Below are 16,580 nucleotides of genomic sequence, written 5' to 3'. Positions count from 1 at the left end.
CGATCGGCGCGTCGAGATTGAGCTTGCCCTGGTCGACCAGTTGCAGGGCGGTATAGGCCATGACCGTCTTGGTCAGGGAGGCGCCATACATGATGGTGTCGGGCGTCAGCGGGTCGTTGTTGGTGTTGCGGATGCCATAGGCCTGGGCGTAGGCGACCTGGCCGTTATCGATGACCGCGATGGCCAGGCCCTTGGCGCCGGTGTCGGCCATGGCCTTGTGGATAGCGGCATCGATGTCGGCCGACGCGGGGATCGCACTGCTGAGCAGGGCGTAGAGGGCAAAGGCGGTAAGTTGCATAGCGCTCTCGTCATGGGGGTTTGGGGCCTGCGGCCCCAAGTCTTCCTCTTTCTTTCCTTGACCTTCGCCCTCAAGGGGGCGAGGTCAAGGACAGAAACAGAAGGATTTGTGGGGTCGCGGACCCCACACCCCGCAACAAGGGGGCTAGGCCACCACCAGATTGCCCTCTACCCCCTGCTCAAGCAAGTCAATCGTCCGTTCCAGACCGAAAATCGCCACGAACGACCCGAACCGCGGCCCCTGAGACTGGCCGAGCAGGACTTCATACAGAGCTTGAAACCAGGCGCGCAAAGGGTCGAATTCATGCGCCTTGCCGACTTCGAACACCAACCCCTGCAAGGTCTCGGCATCACGCGTATCCGCCGGCAAGGCCCGGAACCGTTCCGCCAGGTCCCGCATGGCCGCAGCCTCCCGCGCATCCGGCAGACGGAAAGATTTCGACGGCTTCACAAAGTCCTCGAAATAGTTCAGCGCATACCCCGCCAGGCGATCCAGCAAAGGCTCGGACTCCGGCGTCGCCCCCGGAATATAGGCACGCAGGAAGCCCCATAGCGTCTCCTTGTCCGCCGCATTGGCCGCCGACACCAGGTTCAGCATTAGGCCGAACGTCACCGGCATACCCTTGCCGACCTCCTGACCACGCAGCACGAACCATACCGGGTTCTCGATCTGCTTGGCGAACTCCTGCTTCGGGAAGGCCTCCAACTGCTGGAGATACTCGTCTGTCGCCCGTGGGATAACATCGAAATACAGCTTCTTGGCCGACTTGGGCGACTGGAACATATAGTAGGCCAGGCTCTCCGGCGCACCATAACGCAGCCAATCCTCCATCGTCAGACCGTTGCCCTTGGTCTTGGAAATCTTCTGACCCTGCTCATCGAGGAACAGTTCGTAATTGAACCCTTCTGGCGCCACACCACCCAGCACCCGGCAAACCTGAGAGGACACCTTAACGGAATCGATCAAGTCCTTACCGGACATCTCATAATCGACGCCCAAGGCTGCCCAGCGCATGGCCCAATCCGGCTTCCACTGCATCTTGACGTGACCGCCGGTCACCGGCACTTCAAACCGCTCGGTTGTTCCAGTAGTAGGATTGGTCTCCTCAAACACGATCGTGCCCTTCGACACATTGCGTTCCAGGGTCGGCACCTGCAAGACATGGCCGGTTTTTGGCGAGATCGGCAGGAAGGGCGAATAGGTCGAACGGCGGTCCGGCCCCAAGGTCGGCAGCATGATCTTCTGGATATCGTCGAAACGCTCCAGCGCCGTCAGCAGCGTCGTATCGAACACACCGCCCTTGTAGCAGTCCGTCGACGATAGGAATTCATAAGCGAATTCAAAGCCATCCAGGAATGCCCTCAGACGTGCGTTATTGTGTTCTCCGAATGACGGATGTTGGCCGAAGGGGTCGCGAACCACGGTCAACGGCTTATACAGATCCTCATGTAGAATCTCAGGATTGGGAATCCCTCCGGGCACCTTGCGCAACCCGTCCATATCGTCGGAGAAACAGATCAGTCGCGACGGCCACAGACCATTGGTCATGGCGTCGAACGCCTGACGCACCATGGTGGTACGGGCGACTTCACCGAAAGTGCCAATATGCGGCAGGCCCGACGGCCCATAACCCGTTTCGAAAATCACAGGTCGGCCCAGACCTTCGAAATTGCCCAGGGCCTCATCCAGCTTGCCTCCCTCGATCAGACTCAAAGCCCGTTTCTGTTCCTCATGGCCTTGAACACGCGACTTGATCAGGCGCGCGATCAGAGCACGGGCCTGTTCAAACGGCCATGCACGGCCGGCGTAAGCAAGGGAGGCAAGAGACGACATAATCGGGACGTGACCTTTCAACGGTTGAAACACGCGCCAGCCTTTAAGCCGCAAGGCGTCAACCGTCAATCCGGAACGATTCAGCTCAAACGCCGGACTAGGCGCCCCCCATGGCTCGCTGCAAAGGCGGCGGCGGCCAAGAACGGTTCTGTGGCGCCCTTGACCGATTGCGATGCAACTTGGAGCGAGGTTCCCCTTACGGCAACAAAATTGTTGACCTTACGTCCAAACCGCCATATGTTTACGTTGACGTCAATGTAAACTTTTGCCATAAGATTCCCATGGACCACTCCCGTACCTATTCCATTCGTCAGCTCTCCAAGGAGTTCGATGTCACCGCCCGTGCCTTGCGTTTCTATGAGGACAAGGGCCTGATCCATCCCGAGCGTAAGGGCCAGACCCGGCTCTATTCCGCCCGCGACCGGGCACGCCTGCAGTTGATCCTGCGTGGCAAGCGGCTCGGGTTCTCGCTGATCGAAATTCACGAAATCCTCGACCTCTATACGCCGAAGGACCATGGCGTCGCCCAGATGCGCGCGACCCTGGGCAAGTATCGCGGCCAGATCGAAACCCTGAAGCGCCAGCGCGAAGACATCGATGCGGCCATCCATGACATGCAGGACGGCTGTGTCTGGCTGGAAGGCGAGATCACCAAGCTGGAAGCCGAAAATATCAAGACGGACAACGTCTAAGAGAAACGACCTTACTTACAGGATGAATGCCACATGGCCTATAAAGCTCCGGTTCGCGATTATCAGTTCCTCATCGCGGACGTCTTCAAGACCGATCAGTACAACAACCTGAAAGGCTTTGGGGACGCCGATTCGGCCACGGTCTTCGCCATCCTGGAAGAGGCCGCCAAGTTCACCGAAGAGGTCGTCCACCCTATCAATATCACTGGTGACAAGGAGGGATGCACCCTCAATCCTGTGACGCACGAGGTGACCGCGCCGAAAGGGTACAGAGAGGCCTATAAGGCTTTGAGCGAAGCGGGCTGGACCGCCTTGTCGGGTGACCCAGCCTATGGCGGGCAGGGATTGCCACATTTCGTGAATACAGCCTTCTCGGAGATGTTGTCGGGGGCTTCGAGCGCGTTTGGCATGTATCCCGGCCTGACCGAGGGTGCCATTTCGGCCCTGACCGCTGGTGGCACGCAGGCGCAAAAGGACGTTTACCTGCCCAAGCTAATCTCGGGCGAATGGTCGGGCACGATGAATCTGACCGAACCGCATTGTGGCACAGACCTGGGCCTGTTACGGTCGAAGGCCGTGCCGGCGGCGGACGGATCGTACCGGATCAGCGGCCAGAAGATCTGGATCTCGGCCGGCGAACACGATTTTACCAGCAATATCTGCCACCTGGTTCTGGCCCGTATCGAAGGCGCACCGGAGGGCGTGAAGGGGATTTCGCTGTTTATGGTGCCCAAGTTCATCCCGGATGCCGACGGCAATCCGGGGGAACGCAACAGCCTGCATTGCGCGGGCCTTGAGCACAAGATGGGCATCCACGGCAATTCGACGTGCGTCATGGTCTATGAGGAGGCCAAGGGCTTCCTGCTGGGGGCGCCGAATGAAGGCCTGAAAATCATGTTCTACATGATGAATGCCGCCCGGTATGGCGTCGGCCTGCAAGGCCTGGCCATCGGGCACGCGTCCTATGTGGCGGCGGCGGAGTTCGCCAAGGACCGCCTGCAGGGCCGCGCTCTGACGGGCCCCAAGTCACCGGAAAAGCCGGCCGACAGCATCCTGGTTCACCCGGATGTCCGCAGGATGCTGCTGGAATCACGGGCTCTGATCGAAGGCGGTCGTGCTTTCCTGACCTGGGTGGCCTTACAGGCCGACTTTCAGCATGCGGCAGAAGATGAGAAAGACCGTGAAAAGGCAAGCGATTTCATGAGCTTGCTGACGCCTGTACTGAAGGCGTATCTGACCGAGAAGGGCTTGAAGGTAACGCAAGACGCCATGCAGGTGCACGGTGGTTCGGGCTTCACCGAGCACTTCCCTGCGTCGCAATATATGCGCGATGTTCGGATTACCCTGATCTATGAAGGCACCAATGGTGTGCAGGCCCTGGACCTGGTCGGGCGCAAGCTGCCGTCCAAGGGCGGTCGCGCCATGCAGAGCTTCCTGGGGGAGATCGACGCCTATATCGCGGCGGAAGAGGCAGGCTCGGCCGTGCCGCAGTACATCAAGGCGCTGAAGGAGACCAAGGCCAAGCTGATGGACGGGACCATGTGGCTGATGCAGAACGGCATGGGCAACCCAGACAATGCCGCGGCGGGGTCGCTGGACTACCTGAACATTTTCGGCCTGACCTGTCTGTCCTATATGTGGGCGATGATGGCCAAGGAAGCGCAGGCCAAGATCGCCGAAGGTTCGACCGACCCGTTCTATGCCTCGAAGCTGAAGGTCGGCCGCGTGTTCCTGGAGCGTATCCTTCCGGAAGCCGACGCCCATCTCGCCAAGATGAAGGGCGGCGCCGAAGCCATCATGGCCCTGGAAGACGAGCTCTTCTAAGAGACTGTTTGCAAATGGATCAGGTTGGCCTGCAAAGCGCCGTTTTCTGCGCTTCCGGTGCTCACGTACTGAAGTCCGCTCCGCTCCGGTTCTCGAAACCAGCCCTTTTCGGCTCAACCTGACCCATTTTCAAAACAGTCTCTAAGCCTTTAAAGCTTCATCTTTGGCTGGTAGGCTCCTCCAAAAGGGGCTTGTCATGCTGAAGAAGATTTTCACCGGTGTATTCGCCGTCGTGTTAGCGCTGGTGGTCGGCTTGGCCGTATGGCTGAGTGTGGCCCCACCTGCCCTGCTGCGGGTCGGCACGGGCTATGCCGCCAAGATCATCTGTTCGAATGTGTTTCTGGCCGGACGGGATGCCAAGGCGGTCCTGGCTGAAGATGTGCAGGCACCGGGCCATCCTCTGCTAAAACTGGTCTCGTTCAATTTTGACGGCCCGGTGGTAACGGTGCGTTTGCTGGGCGTGTTCGCGCCGGGTATCGCCGTTCACCGGCCGGGACTGGGCTGCGTCAGCGTACCGGGTGGCGATATCGCCAAGGTCACCGGTCTCACCCTGCCGGAGATCAAACCCGAGCCCCAGGGCGCGGCGGTGGTCGCAACCGGAGCCCTGGCGGATCTACTCGCGGCCCCCGCCCTCACAGGGCCCGGTCTGCGGGCCATCGTAGTCATGCAGGACGGCAAGATTATCGGCGAGGCCTATGGCGACGGCTTCTCGCCGGATAGCCGTCTGCTGGGCTGGTCGATGACCAAGACGGTCAATGCCGCACTCGTCGGGCGTGCGGCCCTGGAAAAAGGTCTCAGCCTGGATCAAGTCGTGACACCTGAGGTCACCATCCGCGATCTGGCTGCCATGAAAAGTGGTCTGGCCTTCAATGAAGATTACGGTGGTGTCTCGGATGTGTCGCGGATGCTGTATCTGGAAGCCGACATGGCGAGCTTCGCGCTCAGCTTGCCGAAAGGTGAGAAAACCTACGCCTATTCAACGGGATCCAGCGTTATCCTGACGCGTAGCTGGATGAAGGCTGTCGGCACGAACACCCTCACCTACCCGCATGACGCCCTGTTCGGACCACTGGGCATGACCAGCGCTGTGTTCGAGACGGACGAGAGCGGTACCTTTGTCGGCGGTTCGTATCTCTACGCCACGGCGCGCGACTGGGGCCGATTTGGTCAGTTCCTCCTGCAAGACGGGGTATGGCAAGGCAAACGGCTGTTGCCTGAGGGCTTCGTCGCCATGATGCGTACGTCGAACGGTTCCGAAGAAGGCTACAGCCAGATGCAGTCCTGGCTGAAAGGCCCCGGCGAAAGCGACACCGGCAAGATGGCCGGTCTGCCTGCGGACACCTTCTGGCTGCGGGGGCATGACGGGCAAAGCGTCACAATCATCCCCTCGCAACGGTTGATTGTCGTCCGAATGGGTCTGACGCCGTGGGATCTGGGCTACCGGCCGGAAGCGTTGGTCAAGGCTGTGTCGGACGCGATGTAAAGTTTTTGCAGGAGGCGCAGCCTCCTGCACCTCGAAACGCTTCAGGATAACAATGAATAAGCCAGGCGAAGCGGCCTGGCTTATTCATTGTTGGTCTGAACGGTTATGGGGCGCAGGGGGTGAGAAGCGCAGGTTTGCCGCATGGCCGGCAAACCTGATGAAATCGACCCAGTGGGTCGATTTCCGCGCCGAACGCCCAGAGTCATGCGGCGGGCGGCCCCTGCGAAAACCTTACAGTTGCTCCAGCACGTGCTCCGCCGACGACACGCGGAATTCACCCGGCGCTTCGACGAACAACTGGTCGACCTTGCCGTCCTTGACCACCATGGCATAGCGCTTGGAGCGCGGCCCCATGCCGAAACCGGTACCATCCAGCTCCAGCCCGACTGCCTTGGCGAAGTCGCCATTGCCATCGGCCAGAAGCACCACTTCGTCGACGATCCCCTGGTCCTTGGCCCAGGCCTTCATCACAAAATAGTCATTCACCGAGGTACAGGCAACGACGTCCACGCCCTTGGACGTGAAATCGGCGACGTGATCCTTGAAACCCGGCAGGTGGCGCGCCGAGCATGTGGGCGTGAACGCCCCCGGAACAGCAAACAGCACCACGGTTTTGCCGGCAAAGAACTCGGCCACGGTCGTCGGCTGGGGAGATTCCGCACCCACAACGGTCAGCTTGAGATCGGGAAGGGTATCACCGGGTTGCACAGTCATGGAAGTCTCCTTAAATTCACCTTACCGGGGACCTATATAGACTACGTTATGGCGGGCCAAGACGCGGCCTGCAATATATGTTAGGCTTCGTATAAAGGATGTGTGATGACCGGACCGGACGCCATGACTGACGACCATCTGTCGCTCCAGGGACAATTCCTGATCGCCATGCCGGGCCTCTCCGGCGAGCCTTTCGAACACTCCGTCGTCTATGTCTGCCAGCACGACGAAAACCACGCCATGGGGCTGATCCTCAATCAGCCTATCAACGGCCTGAACTTCGGCAAGATGATCCGCGAACTGGGGATCGACAGCGGTGACCGCGCCCCCTCCCTGCAAAAGATCTTCCGCGGCGGGCCGGTACAGAACGATCGCGGCTTTGTCCTGCACAGCCTTGACTACCAGATCGACAATATCACGGTCGAACTGGGTGGCCCGTTTCAGGAAGGTCAGGACGGCGAAGAAACCGGTATGGGGCTGACCGCGTCACGCGATATCCTGGTCGACCTGTCCAGCGGGTCAGGTCCGGCGCGCAGCGTGATTGCCCTGGGCTATGCCGGCTGGGGTCCGGGGCAGCTAGAGAACGAATTGAGCGCCAATGCCTGGCTGGTGGCGCCCGCCAGTCAAGAGTTGATTTTCCTGAGCGAGCCCGAACAGTTGTGGTCGGCGGCCCTGGCGACGCTGGGCGTGGAACCCGGTCACCTGTCCGGCGTGGCAGGCCGGGCGTAAGGTTTTTGAACCACCGATGGACATCTGTGATTCAACACCTTTACGCGCTTAACGCATCCGCCTTGTATCCGAGCGAGTTTGCCAGGAAGGCTTCCGCTTCGGCCGACTTTAACGCCTTGGCAAAGCCCCAGCCCTGCCCCATCTGGCAGCCCAGGGCCGCCAGGCGATCGGCCAGGGCAAGGTCCTCGACACCTTCAGCCACCACGTCCAGCCCAAGGTCACGGCCCAGAGTCAAGATTGATCGGACGATCTTCTCTGATGACACCTCGGTCTTCATGGTGTTGACGAAGGAACGATCAATCTTGAGCGTATCGAACGGCAGCTTGGCCAGATAGCTCAACGACGAAAAACCTGTGCCGAAATCGTCCAGCGCTATCCCGGCACCGGCTGTGCGCAAATCTTCCAGAACCCGCGCCGAAGCCTGCGGATCGCGCATGACGTCGCTTTCGGTGACCTCGAGTTTCAGCATCTTGTTGGGCAGGCCGGCATCGCGGATCAGCCGCGAGACGTCCTCGATGAGATGGAGGCGCTCGATTTCCGGCGCCGACAGGTTGACGCTGATGAAGAAGCCCGACGGCAGGGCATAGGCCTGCTTCCATTGGCCCAGCAGCCGGACCGTGGTGGTCATGATGATGGTCCCCAGATCGACCATCATGCCGAGGTCTCGCACCGCGCCCAGGAACTGATCCGGCGCAATGACACCGCGGCGCGGATGTACCCACCGCGCCAGGGCCTCAAATCCGGTAATCCGGCCGGTGTGCAGATTGACGATCGGCTGATACCAGGCGTGGATCTCGCCGCTGACAAAGGCCTTGCGCAGGTCCGCCTCCAGCGCCAGACGTGTCAGCCCATCGCTTTCGAGATCGCGTTTATACGATGCGACGCCACCGGCGCCTTTGGATTGCGCCGCTTCGACGGCCATTTCGGCGCGGCGCAGCAGTTCGGCGGCCTCCAGTGCCTGGTCGCCGCCTTCGACCGAGACAGCGCCCATCGAAAAGGTTGGCTGGATATCGAAACCGGCAATATTGATTGGACGTTCCAAAGCGTTACGCATCCGCTCTGACACGCGCGGAAACCCGCGCTGGGTCAGGACGGCGAACTCGTCCTCACCCAACCGCGCCAATACGGCATGATCCGGGAAAGCGTCGCGCAGGCGCAGGGCCAGAAGCTCGAGCACAATGTCGGCCCGTTCGTGGCCCAGGGCCTCATTCAGACGGCGGAACCGGTTGAGGTCGGCCACCACCAGATCGTAGTCGCCGGCCTTACGCAACACTTGACCGGCACCGTTCAAGAAGCCCTGCCGGTTCAGCAGGCCCGTCAATGGGTCGGTATGGATGTCCTGCAGCGGAAGGCCATCGTGAGCGTCGGACTTGCCGATGGTCTTCTTCAACCCGATATCGCGGCTTAAATCGGTGATAACGCCCAGAACCTGACCGCGCGACACCTTGCGACCTTTGAGATAAACCAGGCGATGGTCGCGCAGGCGCAGCAGACATTGGATATGACCTTCGCCTGGGTCCGCCGCGTGGACATCGAGCGCACGGAACTGGCTGTCGAGGCGGTCAACTTCCCCGGCTTCGAAAGCCGGGTCGAGATCGTCGAGAAAGACGCGGCTCCACATCGGCGGCAGGCCCAGATGACGCAGGTCGCCCTTGAATTCGAACAGGCGCTGGCTCAGGTCGTAGGACCACAGCAGGGTGTCAGCCGACTTCAGCGCCTCCATCTGGCCTGCGCGGCTGTCGATGGACAGGCGGGGATCGACGTCGCGCAGCACGTCCTGGCCCGAAGGTCCGCCCATTTTCCATCCGAAAAGATTGATGTCCGACATGTTTTGCCCCGGCTTTAACCGTGAGCCTTAACCAAGAGTGTTACTGTTCGGATAAGGAGACGCCTTGTCCGACAAGGAACCGCCGTTATTTTTGCATTGCAAACGATTAAATGGATTTGGGCAAATTACTGTGGTGCCCGAAGCCGTTCACTGATGTGTTGAAGATTACGGCGGGCCAAATCCCCCACCGTCTCATTTGCTTCCAGCAAATGATCCACGGCACGGGCCGCCCCGCTCCCCGTATAACGGGGAGGTATAATATTAGTGGCATGCCAGCTGGCGCGACGTAGGATTTACGCCGCCAGGGTCATGGATTTGGGACCGAGCAAGGCTGAGGCGCCGGGCTGGGCCGCGATCGCCGCGCCGACGCGAACCAGATCATCGCGCGTGACCGCGGCAATGTCGACAGCGACTTCGTCCAGGGCGAAGACCTTGTCGAAGACCGACATCTGGCTGGCGAAGGCCGAAGCCCGCGAACCGGCACCCTCGAAGTTGAGGAACAGTGAGGTGGTGAACTGGGCCTTGGCGCGTTCCAGTTCAGAGGGTTTCGGATCGGCGGCCAGGTCGATCAGGACCCTGCGGATCAGTTCGCTGAGCGGCGCCACGTCCTGGCACAGCCGGCATAGACGCCGAACACGCCGCCGTCGCGATACGGAGTGGTGTAGGAATCGATGGCATAGGCCAGGCCCCTCGCCTCGCGCGCCTCCTGGAACAGGCGCGACGCCATGCCGCCCCCCAGGATTTCCCCGAACAGCCGCAGGGGGATGATGTCGGGATCGGTGCGGCCGACGGCGCCGAAGCCCAGGGTCAGGTTGGCCTGTTCGATACGGCGTTTCTGTACGGCATGGCCGGGGCTGAACCGCAGCGCCTGCGGCGCGGCAAAACCGGATTGCGGCGCGATCGGGTCGATCAATGGTCGTGCCGCGGCCAAAACCTCCTCGGCCGTCACGCCCCCCGAAATGCAGATGACGATGCGATGCGGGGCATACAAGGTGTCGGCAAAGGCGCGCAGGGCGTCGGGCTTCGCCGGGCTGAGGCTCTTGCGACTGCCCAGGATCGGCCGGCCCACCGCTTGATCGGGAAACATGGCAGCCTGAAGCAGGTCGAAGACATGGTCGTCCGGCGTGTCGTAAGCTTCGAGGATTTCCTGGGCGATGACCTTCTTCTCGCGTTGCAGTTCGTTCGCGTCCAGCTCCGACCGGAACATCAGGTCGGTGACGATTTCCAGGGCAAGCGGCAAAAGGGACGACAGGCCGCGGACCTCGAACCGGGTGTGTTCGTAGCCGGTCGAGGCGTTGATGCTGCCGCCCTTGTGTTCGATGGCTTCGGCGAGAGCACGGGCATCGCGCCCCCCTGCCCCCTTGAACACCATATGCTCCAGCAGGTGCGCCCAGCCCGACTGGGCTTCGGTCTCAAAACGTGCGCCGCCATGGATCAGGGCGTTCAGCGCAAAGGTCTTGACACCCGGCATCGGGTCGACCAGCAGACGCAGGCCGTTGTCGAACCTGTACAGGGTCTGGCCATCGAGACTCACGATTTGCGCATCCGCTGAAAGACAAAGGCGCCGAAAACCGCCAGCAGAGTCCAGGCCAGGGCGAACCAGGTCAGGGCATATTCGAAGTGACGGTTGCTCAGTTCCGCGGTCAGGTGGCTTTGCTGCAGATTCTTGACGGAAACACCGGACGGAGCGTGGTCCAACATAACGAAATAGTCCTCACGCAGGTCGGGCGCGCGCAGGAAGGCGCCCATGTCCAGCGGTGACCGCCAGTACCAGTCGTTGCGGATGGGGTCGTTCATGGGGGTGAACACGCCGGACTTGTCGAAAGCACGCAGACGCCCGACCGGGTGTTCGATGCTGAACGAAGGCTGGAGCTTGTCTTCGGCAAACCCCAGTTCGACCAGGATGGTTCGGTCCCCCGCCGGACAGGGCGCCAGTAAACGATAGCCGGGCTTGCCGTCGCTGAGGCCGTGCATGTGCAAAACCCGGTCAGGCGATACGTCGCACCGGGTGAGTGTCACGGCGCGCCAGGCCGGCTTCGGCGACGCGAGTATGGCAGCCAGCGGCTGCGGCGCCTGGGCCTGCGTGCTGGCCAGCTCTGCGACCAGGTTGCGCTTCCACACCAGGCGCTGGGCTTGCCAGACACCCAAAACGTTCAGAATGACAAAGGCGATGGCGACGGCGATCGATAGACCCTTGGGCACGGCCGTGAGGAATCGGGACAGGCTCATCTCAGTCTCGTATCTTATGACGAATTTGTGCTGCGACCATCAGGCCCTTCAAAATCGGCATCAGGATCAGCGACAAGATCACGGCGAAGGCCGGCCAGACGGCGAGCAGGGTCGCCGGGCTCCAGTTCCAGGCCAGGAAACTGATCAGAAGGCCCGCGCAGGCGGCAAATCCGGCAATCAGAATGACAAAGACGACGGGCCCGTCACCGGTGTCCGCCGCCTTGAAGTCGGTGGCGCAGACCTTACAGGTCTCCGCCACCTTGAGATAGCTTTTGAACAGCTTGCCCTGACCACATACCGGGCAACGGCCCAGGGCTGCGGCGATGAAACCGCCCTTGCCGTTGGTCGTCAATGGGGCGCGCCGCCGAAGACAACATAGACAAAAGCGAACAGGAACAGCCAGACCACGTCAACGAAGTGCCAGTACCAGGCGGCCGACTCGAAGCCGAAGTGCTTTTGCGGCGAGAAGTGGCCGGCCAGCAGGCGCAACAGACAGATGATCAGGAAGATGGTCCCGATCAGGACGTGGAAACCGTGGAAGCCGGTCGCCATGAAGAAGGAGGAGCCATAGAGTCCGGAATTCGCCGCAGCGTCGTTGAAGAACTCATTATGGTGAATAAGCTCGTAGTACTCATAGGCCTGAACCGCGGTGAACAGAGCGCCCAGTATAATGGTCAGAACCAGCCCCCACTTGACACCTTCGCGATCGCCTTCGGTCATGGCGTGGTGCGCCCAGGTGGCGGTAGTGCCGGAGGTCAGCAGCAGCAGGGTGTTGAGCAGCGGCAGGTGCCACGGATCAATGGTTTCGACACCATGCGGCGGCCAGGTCGACCAGGCCCGACGGACTTCTTCGATCGCCGAGTGATCGCCAGCGCGGTGCGTGTTGAACAGCGCCATTTCGAAGAAGATCCAGAACCAGGCCACGAAGAACATGACTTCGGAGGCGATGAACATGATCATGCCGTAGCGCAGACCGATCTGTACGACCGGGGTATGGTCGCCGGCCCGGCTTTCCTTGATGACGTCGCGCCACCAGAAGACCATGGTCAGCAGGATGCCGGTCATGCCGACGGCGAACAACCACCAGCTACCCTTTTCGAAGCCGAACAGTCCTTGCAGCCACATGACGAGGCCCAGGCCCCAGCACACCGCGGACGCCGAACCCAGCAGGGGCCACGGCGAAGGGTTGATGATGTGATAGTCGTGTTTGACGCCGTGGGCCATTCTCGTTCAACTCACCTCGGTAGCGCGCCTGACGGCGCGCGGAAATTCTGACGTTCGGCCCGATAAAGCGTACGAGCCGTTGGTCTCGTTTAGGCCAATTCTTTTTCAAAGACAATGCAAGCCGGGCACCAAAATGGCCCCTTTCGCGTTACTTTTTTGCCTCTTTGGACTCGAAAAAGGTGTAGGACAGGGTTACGTCGCGTAGCTTGCGCGTGTCGACGTTTTTGAGCATCTCCGGATCCAGGAAATAGACCATCGGAAAGGTCTTCGATTCACCAGCCTGAAGCAGTTGATCATCGAAACAGAAGCACTGCAGTTTGCGATAATAGGGGCCCATGGTTTCGGGCAGAACATTGAACACTGCGCGCGCCGTTACCGGGCGATCCGCGGTGTTGGTGACGGTAAAATACATCATAGCCGTCTTGCCGATACGTACGTCCTGATAGGGCTTTTCGACTTTGAAAACCAAAGGTGCGTCCCGGACATTGGTGTCGAAACGAACGCGGACGATGACATTGGTGGCCACTTCAGGCGCCTTGTCGGCGCGCATGGCTGTACCGTCAAAACCCGTCAGATTGCAGAAGGCGCGGTACAGGGGCACGCTGGCAAAGGCCAGGCCACCCATGAAGACCACGCCCGCCACCAGCCATAAGACGACCTTGGTATTCTTGTTCATGATCACTGCGAGGCTGGCGCGGCCGAACTGGCGGCCGCGGCCTGGTCTTTGAGCACCTTCAGCTTTTCGCCCCGGGTGTTGCGGCCCATCTGGACCATGGTCACGAAGAAGACCAGGATCACAAACACCAGAAGGCCACCGGCGATAAACAGGTTGCGCCGGGATTGCGCCGCCAGGTAGGCCTTCTTGTCGTTAGCGTCGGTCATGACATCACGCCTTTGATCAGGTGTTCGACCAGGAGCGTGGCGAACAGCGCTGTCAGATAAAAGATCGAATAGGCGAACAGGTTGCGCGCCGAAAGGGCTTCCTTCTTAACATCGTACAGGCTGTTTTCGCCACCTTCGGGGTGGTCGCCAGCCCGCGACAGATAGACGCGCAGCGCAAAATAGATAAAGACGGCGCCGCCGACAACTGACACGAAACCGTATACCAGCCCTCCCAGTCCGACAGCCATCGGCAGGCAGGCGACCGGCGCCATGACCAGCGAATAGAGGAGGATTTGCAGACGGGTCGATTTCGCGCCCCTGGCCACCGGCATCATCGGAATGCCAGCCTTGGCATAGTCTTCGGCCGTGTACAGAGCGAGCGCCCAGCTATGCGGCGGTGTCCACAGAAAGATGATGGCAAACAGGATCCACGCTTCCCACGGCGCAGCTCCGGTCGCGGCGGCCCAGCCGATAACGGGTGGAAAGGCGCCTGCAGCGCCGCCAATGACGATGTTTTGCGGCGTGCGCCGCTTCAGCACCAGGGTATAGAGGACGACGTAATAGACAATGGTCATGGCCAGGAGGCCGGCCGCAAGGCCGTCCGGAAAGGCGATCCACATCATGAAGACCGACAGGAAGGCCAGAACGCCGCCGAAGGTCAGCGCGTCGTTGCGTGTCACCCTGCCAGCCGCGACCGGACGCAGTTTCGTGCGGCGCATAAGCGCATCGGTCTCGCCTTCCAGCGCCATGTTCAGCGCACCCGCCGCGCCAGCGCCCAGAGCAATGCACAATACGGCGATAAAAGCCAGGAACGGGTGGATCGGTTGATCGGCAATGATGAGCCCGGTCAGGGCGGTGAAAACCACCAGAGACATCACCCGCGGCTTCAGCAACTGGAAATAGTCACCCGGCGAGGCACGCAGCGCCTGGGAGGCATAGGCCTGCTTCAGGTCAGCCGCAACATCAAGCGGCGCTTCGGGCCTCACAGGCGACTTGGCGGGTTTCTTGCTCATGGTATCTCTACGTAAAAAGGGGGTGAAGCGAACTTCACCCCCGATCGCGATGTCTGGCTTTGGAAGACGACTTAGTGGTGATCGTCTTCTTTGATGACGGGAAGTTCCGAGAACTGGTGGTACGGCGGCGGCGAGGACAGGGTCCATTCCAGCGTCGTCGCGCCTTCACCCCACGGATTGGCCTCAGCCGGACGACGGCGCACAATCGATTCGACCAGCATGACCAGGAAGATGAGAACGCCGACCAGGGTAATGGCATAACCCCACGTCGAGACCTGGTTCCAGTAGGTGAAGCCCGTCGGATAGTCGACATAACGGCGCGGCATACCCTGCAGACCCAGGAAGTGCTGCGGGAAGAAGACCAGGTTCACGCCGACGAACATAACCCAGAAATGGGCCGTGCCGAGGAAGGCGTTGTACTTGATGCCGAACATCTTTTCATACCAGTAATAGAAACCGGCGAAGATCGAGAAGACGGCGCCCAGCGACAGCACGTAGTGGAAGTGCGCCACGACGTAATAGGTATCATGCAGCGAGTAGTCGATCGGGGCGTTCGACAGGACCACACCGGTGACGCCGCCCACAGTGAACAGGAAGATGAAGCCGATCGCCCATTGCATCGGGACCGAGAAGGTGATCGATCCGCCCCACATGGTGGCGATCCACGAGAAGACCTTAACCCCGGTGGGCACCGCGATCACCATTGTGGCGAGGACGAAATAGGCGCGCAGATCGAAGCTCATTCCCACGGTGTACATGTGGTGCGCCCACACGACAAAACCGACGACGCCGATGGCCACCATGGCGTAAGCCATGGCCAGATAACCAAAGATCGGCTTCTTGGAGAAGGTGGAAACGATGTGCGAGATGATGCCAAAGCCCGGCAGGATCAGGATGTAGACTTCCGGGTGGCCGAAGAACCAGAACAGGTGCTGGTACATGACGGGGTCACCGCCGCCCGCGGCCTGGAAGAAGGAGGTGTTGAAGTTACGGTCCGTCAGCAGCATGGTGATGGCGCCGGCAAACACGGGCAGCGACAGCAGCAGCAGGAAGGCGGTAACCAGCACCGACCAGGCAAACAGCGGCATGCGGTGCAGGGTCATGCCCGGGGCGCGCATGTTGAAGATGGTGGTGATAAAGTTGATGGCCCCCAGGATCGAGGACGCGCCCGACAGGTGGAAGCTCAGGATCACCAGGTCGAAGGCCTGACCGGGCGAACCGGCATGGGTCGACATCGGCGGATACATGGTCCAGCCGCCACCAAAACCGTTTTGGCCGGCCCCAGGACCCGACGGCGTGAAGATCGACACGCACAGCAGGATCCACGAAGCGATCAGCAGCCAGAACGAAATGTTGTTCAGGCGCGGAAAGGCCATGTCGGGCGAACCGATCATGATCGGCACGAACCAGTTACCGAAACCACCTATCATGGCCGGCATAACCATGAAGAAGATCATGATGACGGCGTGGGCGGTGACAAAGGAGTTGTAGGCGTGCTTTTGCGCCGCCGGATTTGTCAGGTCGAACAGGCCCATGGCGTCCAGCATGGAGCCCTTAGCGAAGATCTGGAGACCCGGCTCATAGAGTTCCCAACGAATGAAACCCGACAGCGCACCGCCAACCAGACCCGCCATAATGGCGAAGCCCAGATAAAGCGTGCCGATATCTTTGTGGTTCGTGGTAAAAATCCAGCGGTCGAAGAAGCCGGGTTTGTGGTCGTGATCATCGTGGTGATGATCGTGAGAGGCGGCGACGGTAGCCATGGATAAGGTCTCTCTATACTTTTTATTGTACGGCGGCCGGCGCAGCAGCGGCAGGCGCGGCCGGCAGG

17 protein-coding genes are annotated in these 16,580 nt (G+C 60.5%); 4 read left to right on the top strand and 13 right to left on the bottom strand.

Annotation, left to right across the window (positions count from 1 at the left end):
• Together ABI_RS20940 and ABI_RS20935 are read right to left on the bottom strand one after the other, a co-directional pair.
• Positions 1-298, bottom strand: a 298-nt coding sequence (locus tag ABI_RS20940) for a serine hydrolase domain-containing protein (protein WP_040309804.1), incomplete at its 3' end; no start/stop codon positions are given.
• Positions 299-442: 144 nt separating this feature from the next.
• Entirely contained in the window at positions 443-2,134 is a 1,692-nt protein-coding gene (locus ABI_RS20935; RefSeq protein ID WP_085930212.1) for a lysine--tRNA ligase, read from the bottom strand.
• Positions 2,135-2,412: 278 nt separating this feature from the next.
• On the opposite strand from ABI_RS20935, the gene ABI_RS20930 reads away from it, so the two are divergent.
• From ABI_RS20930 to ABI_RS20920, 3 genes are all read left to right on the top strand, one after another.
• Positions 2,413-2,823 carry a MerR family transcriptional regulator gene (locus ABI_RS20930; protein ID WP_006275072.1) on the top strand — a complete coding sequence of 137 codons (411 nt, stop codon included), beginning with the start codon at positions 2,413-2,415 and terminating at the stop codon, positions 2,821-2,823.
• Between the two features lie 33 nt (positions 2,824-2,856).
• Positions 2,857-4,647 carry an acyl-CoA dehydrogenase C-terminal domain-containing protein gene (locus ABI_RS20925; protein ID WP_006275071.1) on the top strand — a complete coding sequence of 597 codons (1,791 nt, stop codon included), beginning with the start codon at positions 2,857-2,859 and terminating at the stop codon, positions 4,645-4,647.
• Positions 4,648-4,843: 196 nt separating this feature from the next.
• On the top strand, positions 4,844-6,130 hold the full coding sequence (locus ABI_RS20920) for a serine hydrolase domain-containing protein (RefSeq protein ID WP_006275070.1): 1,287 nt from the start codon (positions 4,844-4,846) through the stop codon (positions 6,128-6,130).
• Positions 6,131-6,361: 231 nt separating this feature from the next.
• Here ABI_RS20920 and ABI_RS20915 read toward each other — a convergent pair whose 3' ends face one another.
• Positions 6,362-6,844, bottom strand: a complete 483-nt coding sequence (locus ABI_RS20915) for a peroxiredoxin (RefSeq protein ID WP_006275069.1) — start codon at positions 6,842-6,844, stop codon at positions 6,362-6,364.
• Positions 6,845-6,949: 105 nt separating this feature from the next.
• On the opposite strand from ABI_RS20915, the gene ABI_RS20910 reads away from it, so the two are divergent.
• Entirely contained in the window at positions 6,950-7,573 is a 624-nt protein-coding gene (locus ABI_RS20910; protein WP_006275068.1) for a YqgE/AlgH family protein, read from the top strand.
• 40 nt (positions 7,574-7,613) lie between these two features.
• Here ABI_RS20910 and ABI_RS20905 read toward each other — a convergent pair whose 3' ends face one another.
• The 10 genes from ABI_RS20905 to ctaD form a co-directional block, all read right to left on the bottom strand.
• On the bottom strand, positions 7,614-9,401 hold the full coding sequence (locus ABI_RS20905) for a putative bifunctional diguanylate cyclase/phosphodiesterase (protein WP_006275067.1): 1,788 nt from the start codon (positions 9,399-9,401) through the stop codon (positions 7,614-7,616).
• Between the two features lie 293 nt (positions 9,402-9,694).
• The gene (locus tag ABI_RS26015; protein WP_083811584.1) at positions 9,695-10,006 is read right to left on the bottom strand and encodes a peptidase M16 family protein; all 312 of its coding nucleotides are present in this window, start codon (positions 10,004-10,006) and stop codon (positions 9,695-9,697) included.
• Positions 9,985-10,935 carry a M16 family metallopeptidase gene (locus ABI_RS20895; RefSeq protein ID WP_006275066.1) on the bottom strand — a complete coding sequence of 317 codons (951 nt, stop codon included), beginning with the start codon at positions 10,933-10,935 and terminating at the stop codon, positions 9,985-9,987. The genes ABI_RS26015 and ABI_RS20895 overlap by 22 nt, the downstream gene beginning before the upstream one ends.
• Positions 10,932-11,630, bottom strand: coding sequence for an SURF1 family protein (locus ABI_RS20890; protein WP_006275065.1), 699 nt, complete (start codon positions 11,628-11,630; stop codon positions 10,932-10,934). The genes ABI_RS20895 and ABI_RS20890 overlap by 4 nt, the downstream gene beginning before the upstream one ends.
• Before the next feature lies 1 nt (position 11,631).
• Positions 11,632-11,982: a DUF983 domain-containing protein gene (locus ABI_RS20885; protein ID WP_006275064.1), complete on the bottom strand. Its 351-nt coding sequence runs from the start codon at positions 11,980-11,982 to the stop codon at positions 11,632-11,634.
• Positions 11,979-12,854 (bottom strand): cytochrome c oxidase subunit 3, encoded by an 876-nt coding sequence (locus ABI_RS20880; RefSeq protein ID WP_006275063.1) that lies wholly within the window; start codon positions 12,852-12,854, stop codon positions 11,979-11,981. The genes ABI_RS20885 and ABI_RS20880 overlap by 4 nt, the downstream gene beginning before the upstream one ends.
• 148 nt (positions 12,855-13,002) lie before the next feature.
• Positions 13,003-13,530, bottom strand: coding sequence for a cytochrome c oxidase assembly protein (locus tag ABI_RS20875; protein ID WP_006275061.1), 528 nt, complete (start codon positions 13,528-13,530; stop codon positions 13,003-13,005).
• A 2-nt stretch (positions 13,531-13,532) separates the two neighbouring features.
• A complete protein-coding gene (locus ABI_RS20870; protein ID WP_006275060.1) occupies positions 13,533-13,736 on the bottom strand; it encodes a hypothetical protein in 204 nt (67 codons plus the stop codon).
• On the bottom strand, positions 13,733-14,749 hold the full coding sequence (locus ABI_RS20865; protein WP_006275059.1) for a heme o synthase: 1,017 nt from the start codon (positions 14,747-14,749) through the stop codon (positions 13,733-13,735). The genes ABI_RS20870 and ABI_RS20865 overlap by 4 nt, the downstream gene beginning before the upstream one ends.
• A 71-nt stretch (positions 14,750-14,820) precedes the next feature.
• Entirely contained in the window at positions 14,821-16,512 is a 1,692-nt protein-coding gene (gene ctaD / locus ABI_RS20860) for a cytochrome c oxidase subunit I (protein ID WP_006275058.1), read from the bottom strand.
• Between the last annotated feature and the right edge of the window lie 68 nt (positions 16,513-16,580).

Origin of the sequence: Asticcacaulis biprosthecium C19 (genome assembly GCF_000204015.1) — a bacterium.
GTDB classification, from domain to species: Bacteria; Pseudomonadota; Alphaproteobacteria; order Caulobacterales; family Caulobacteraceae; genus Asticcacaulis; species Asticcacaulis biprosthecius.
This window is presented reverse-complemented; position numbering and strand designations above follow the sequence as displayed.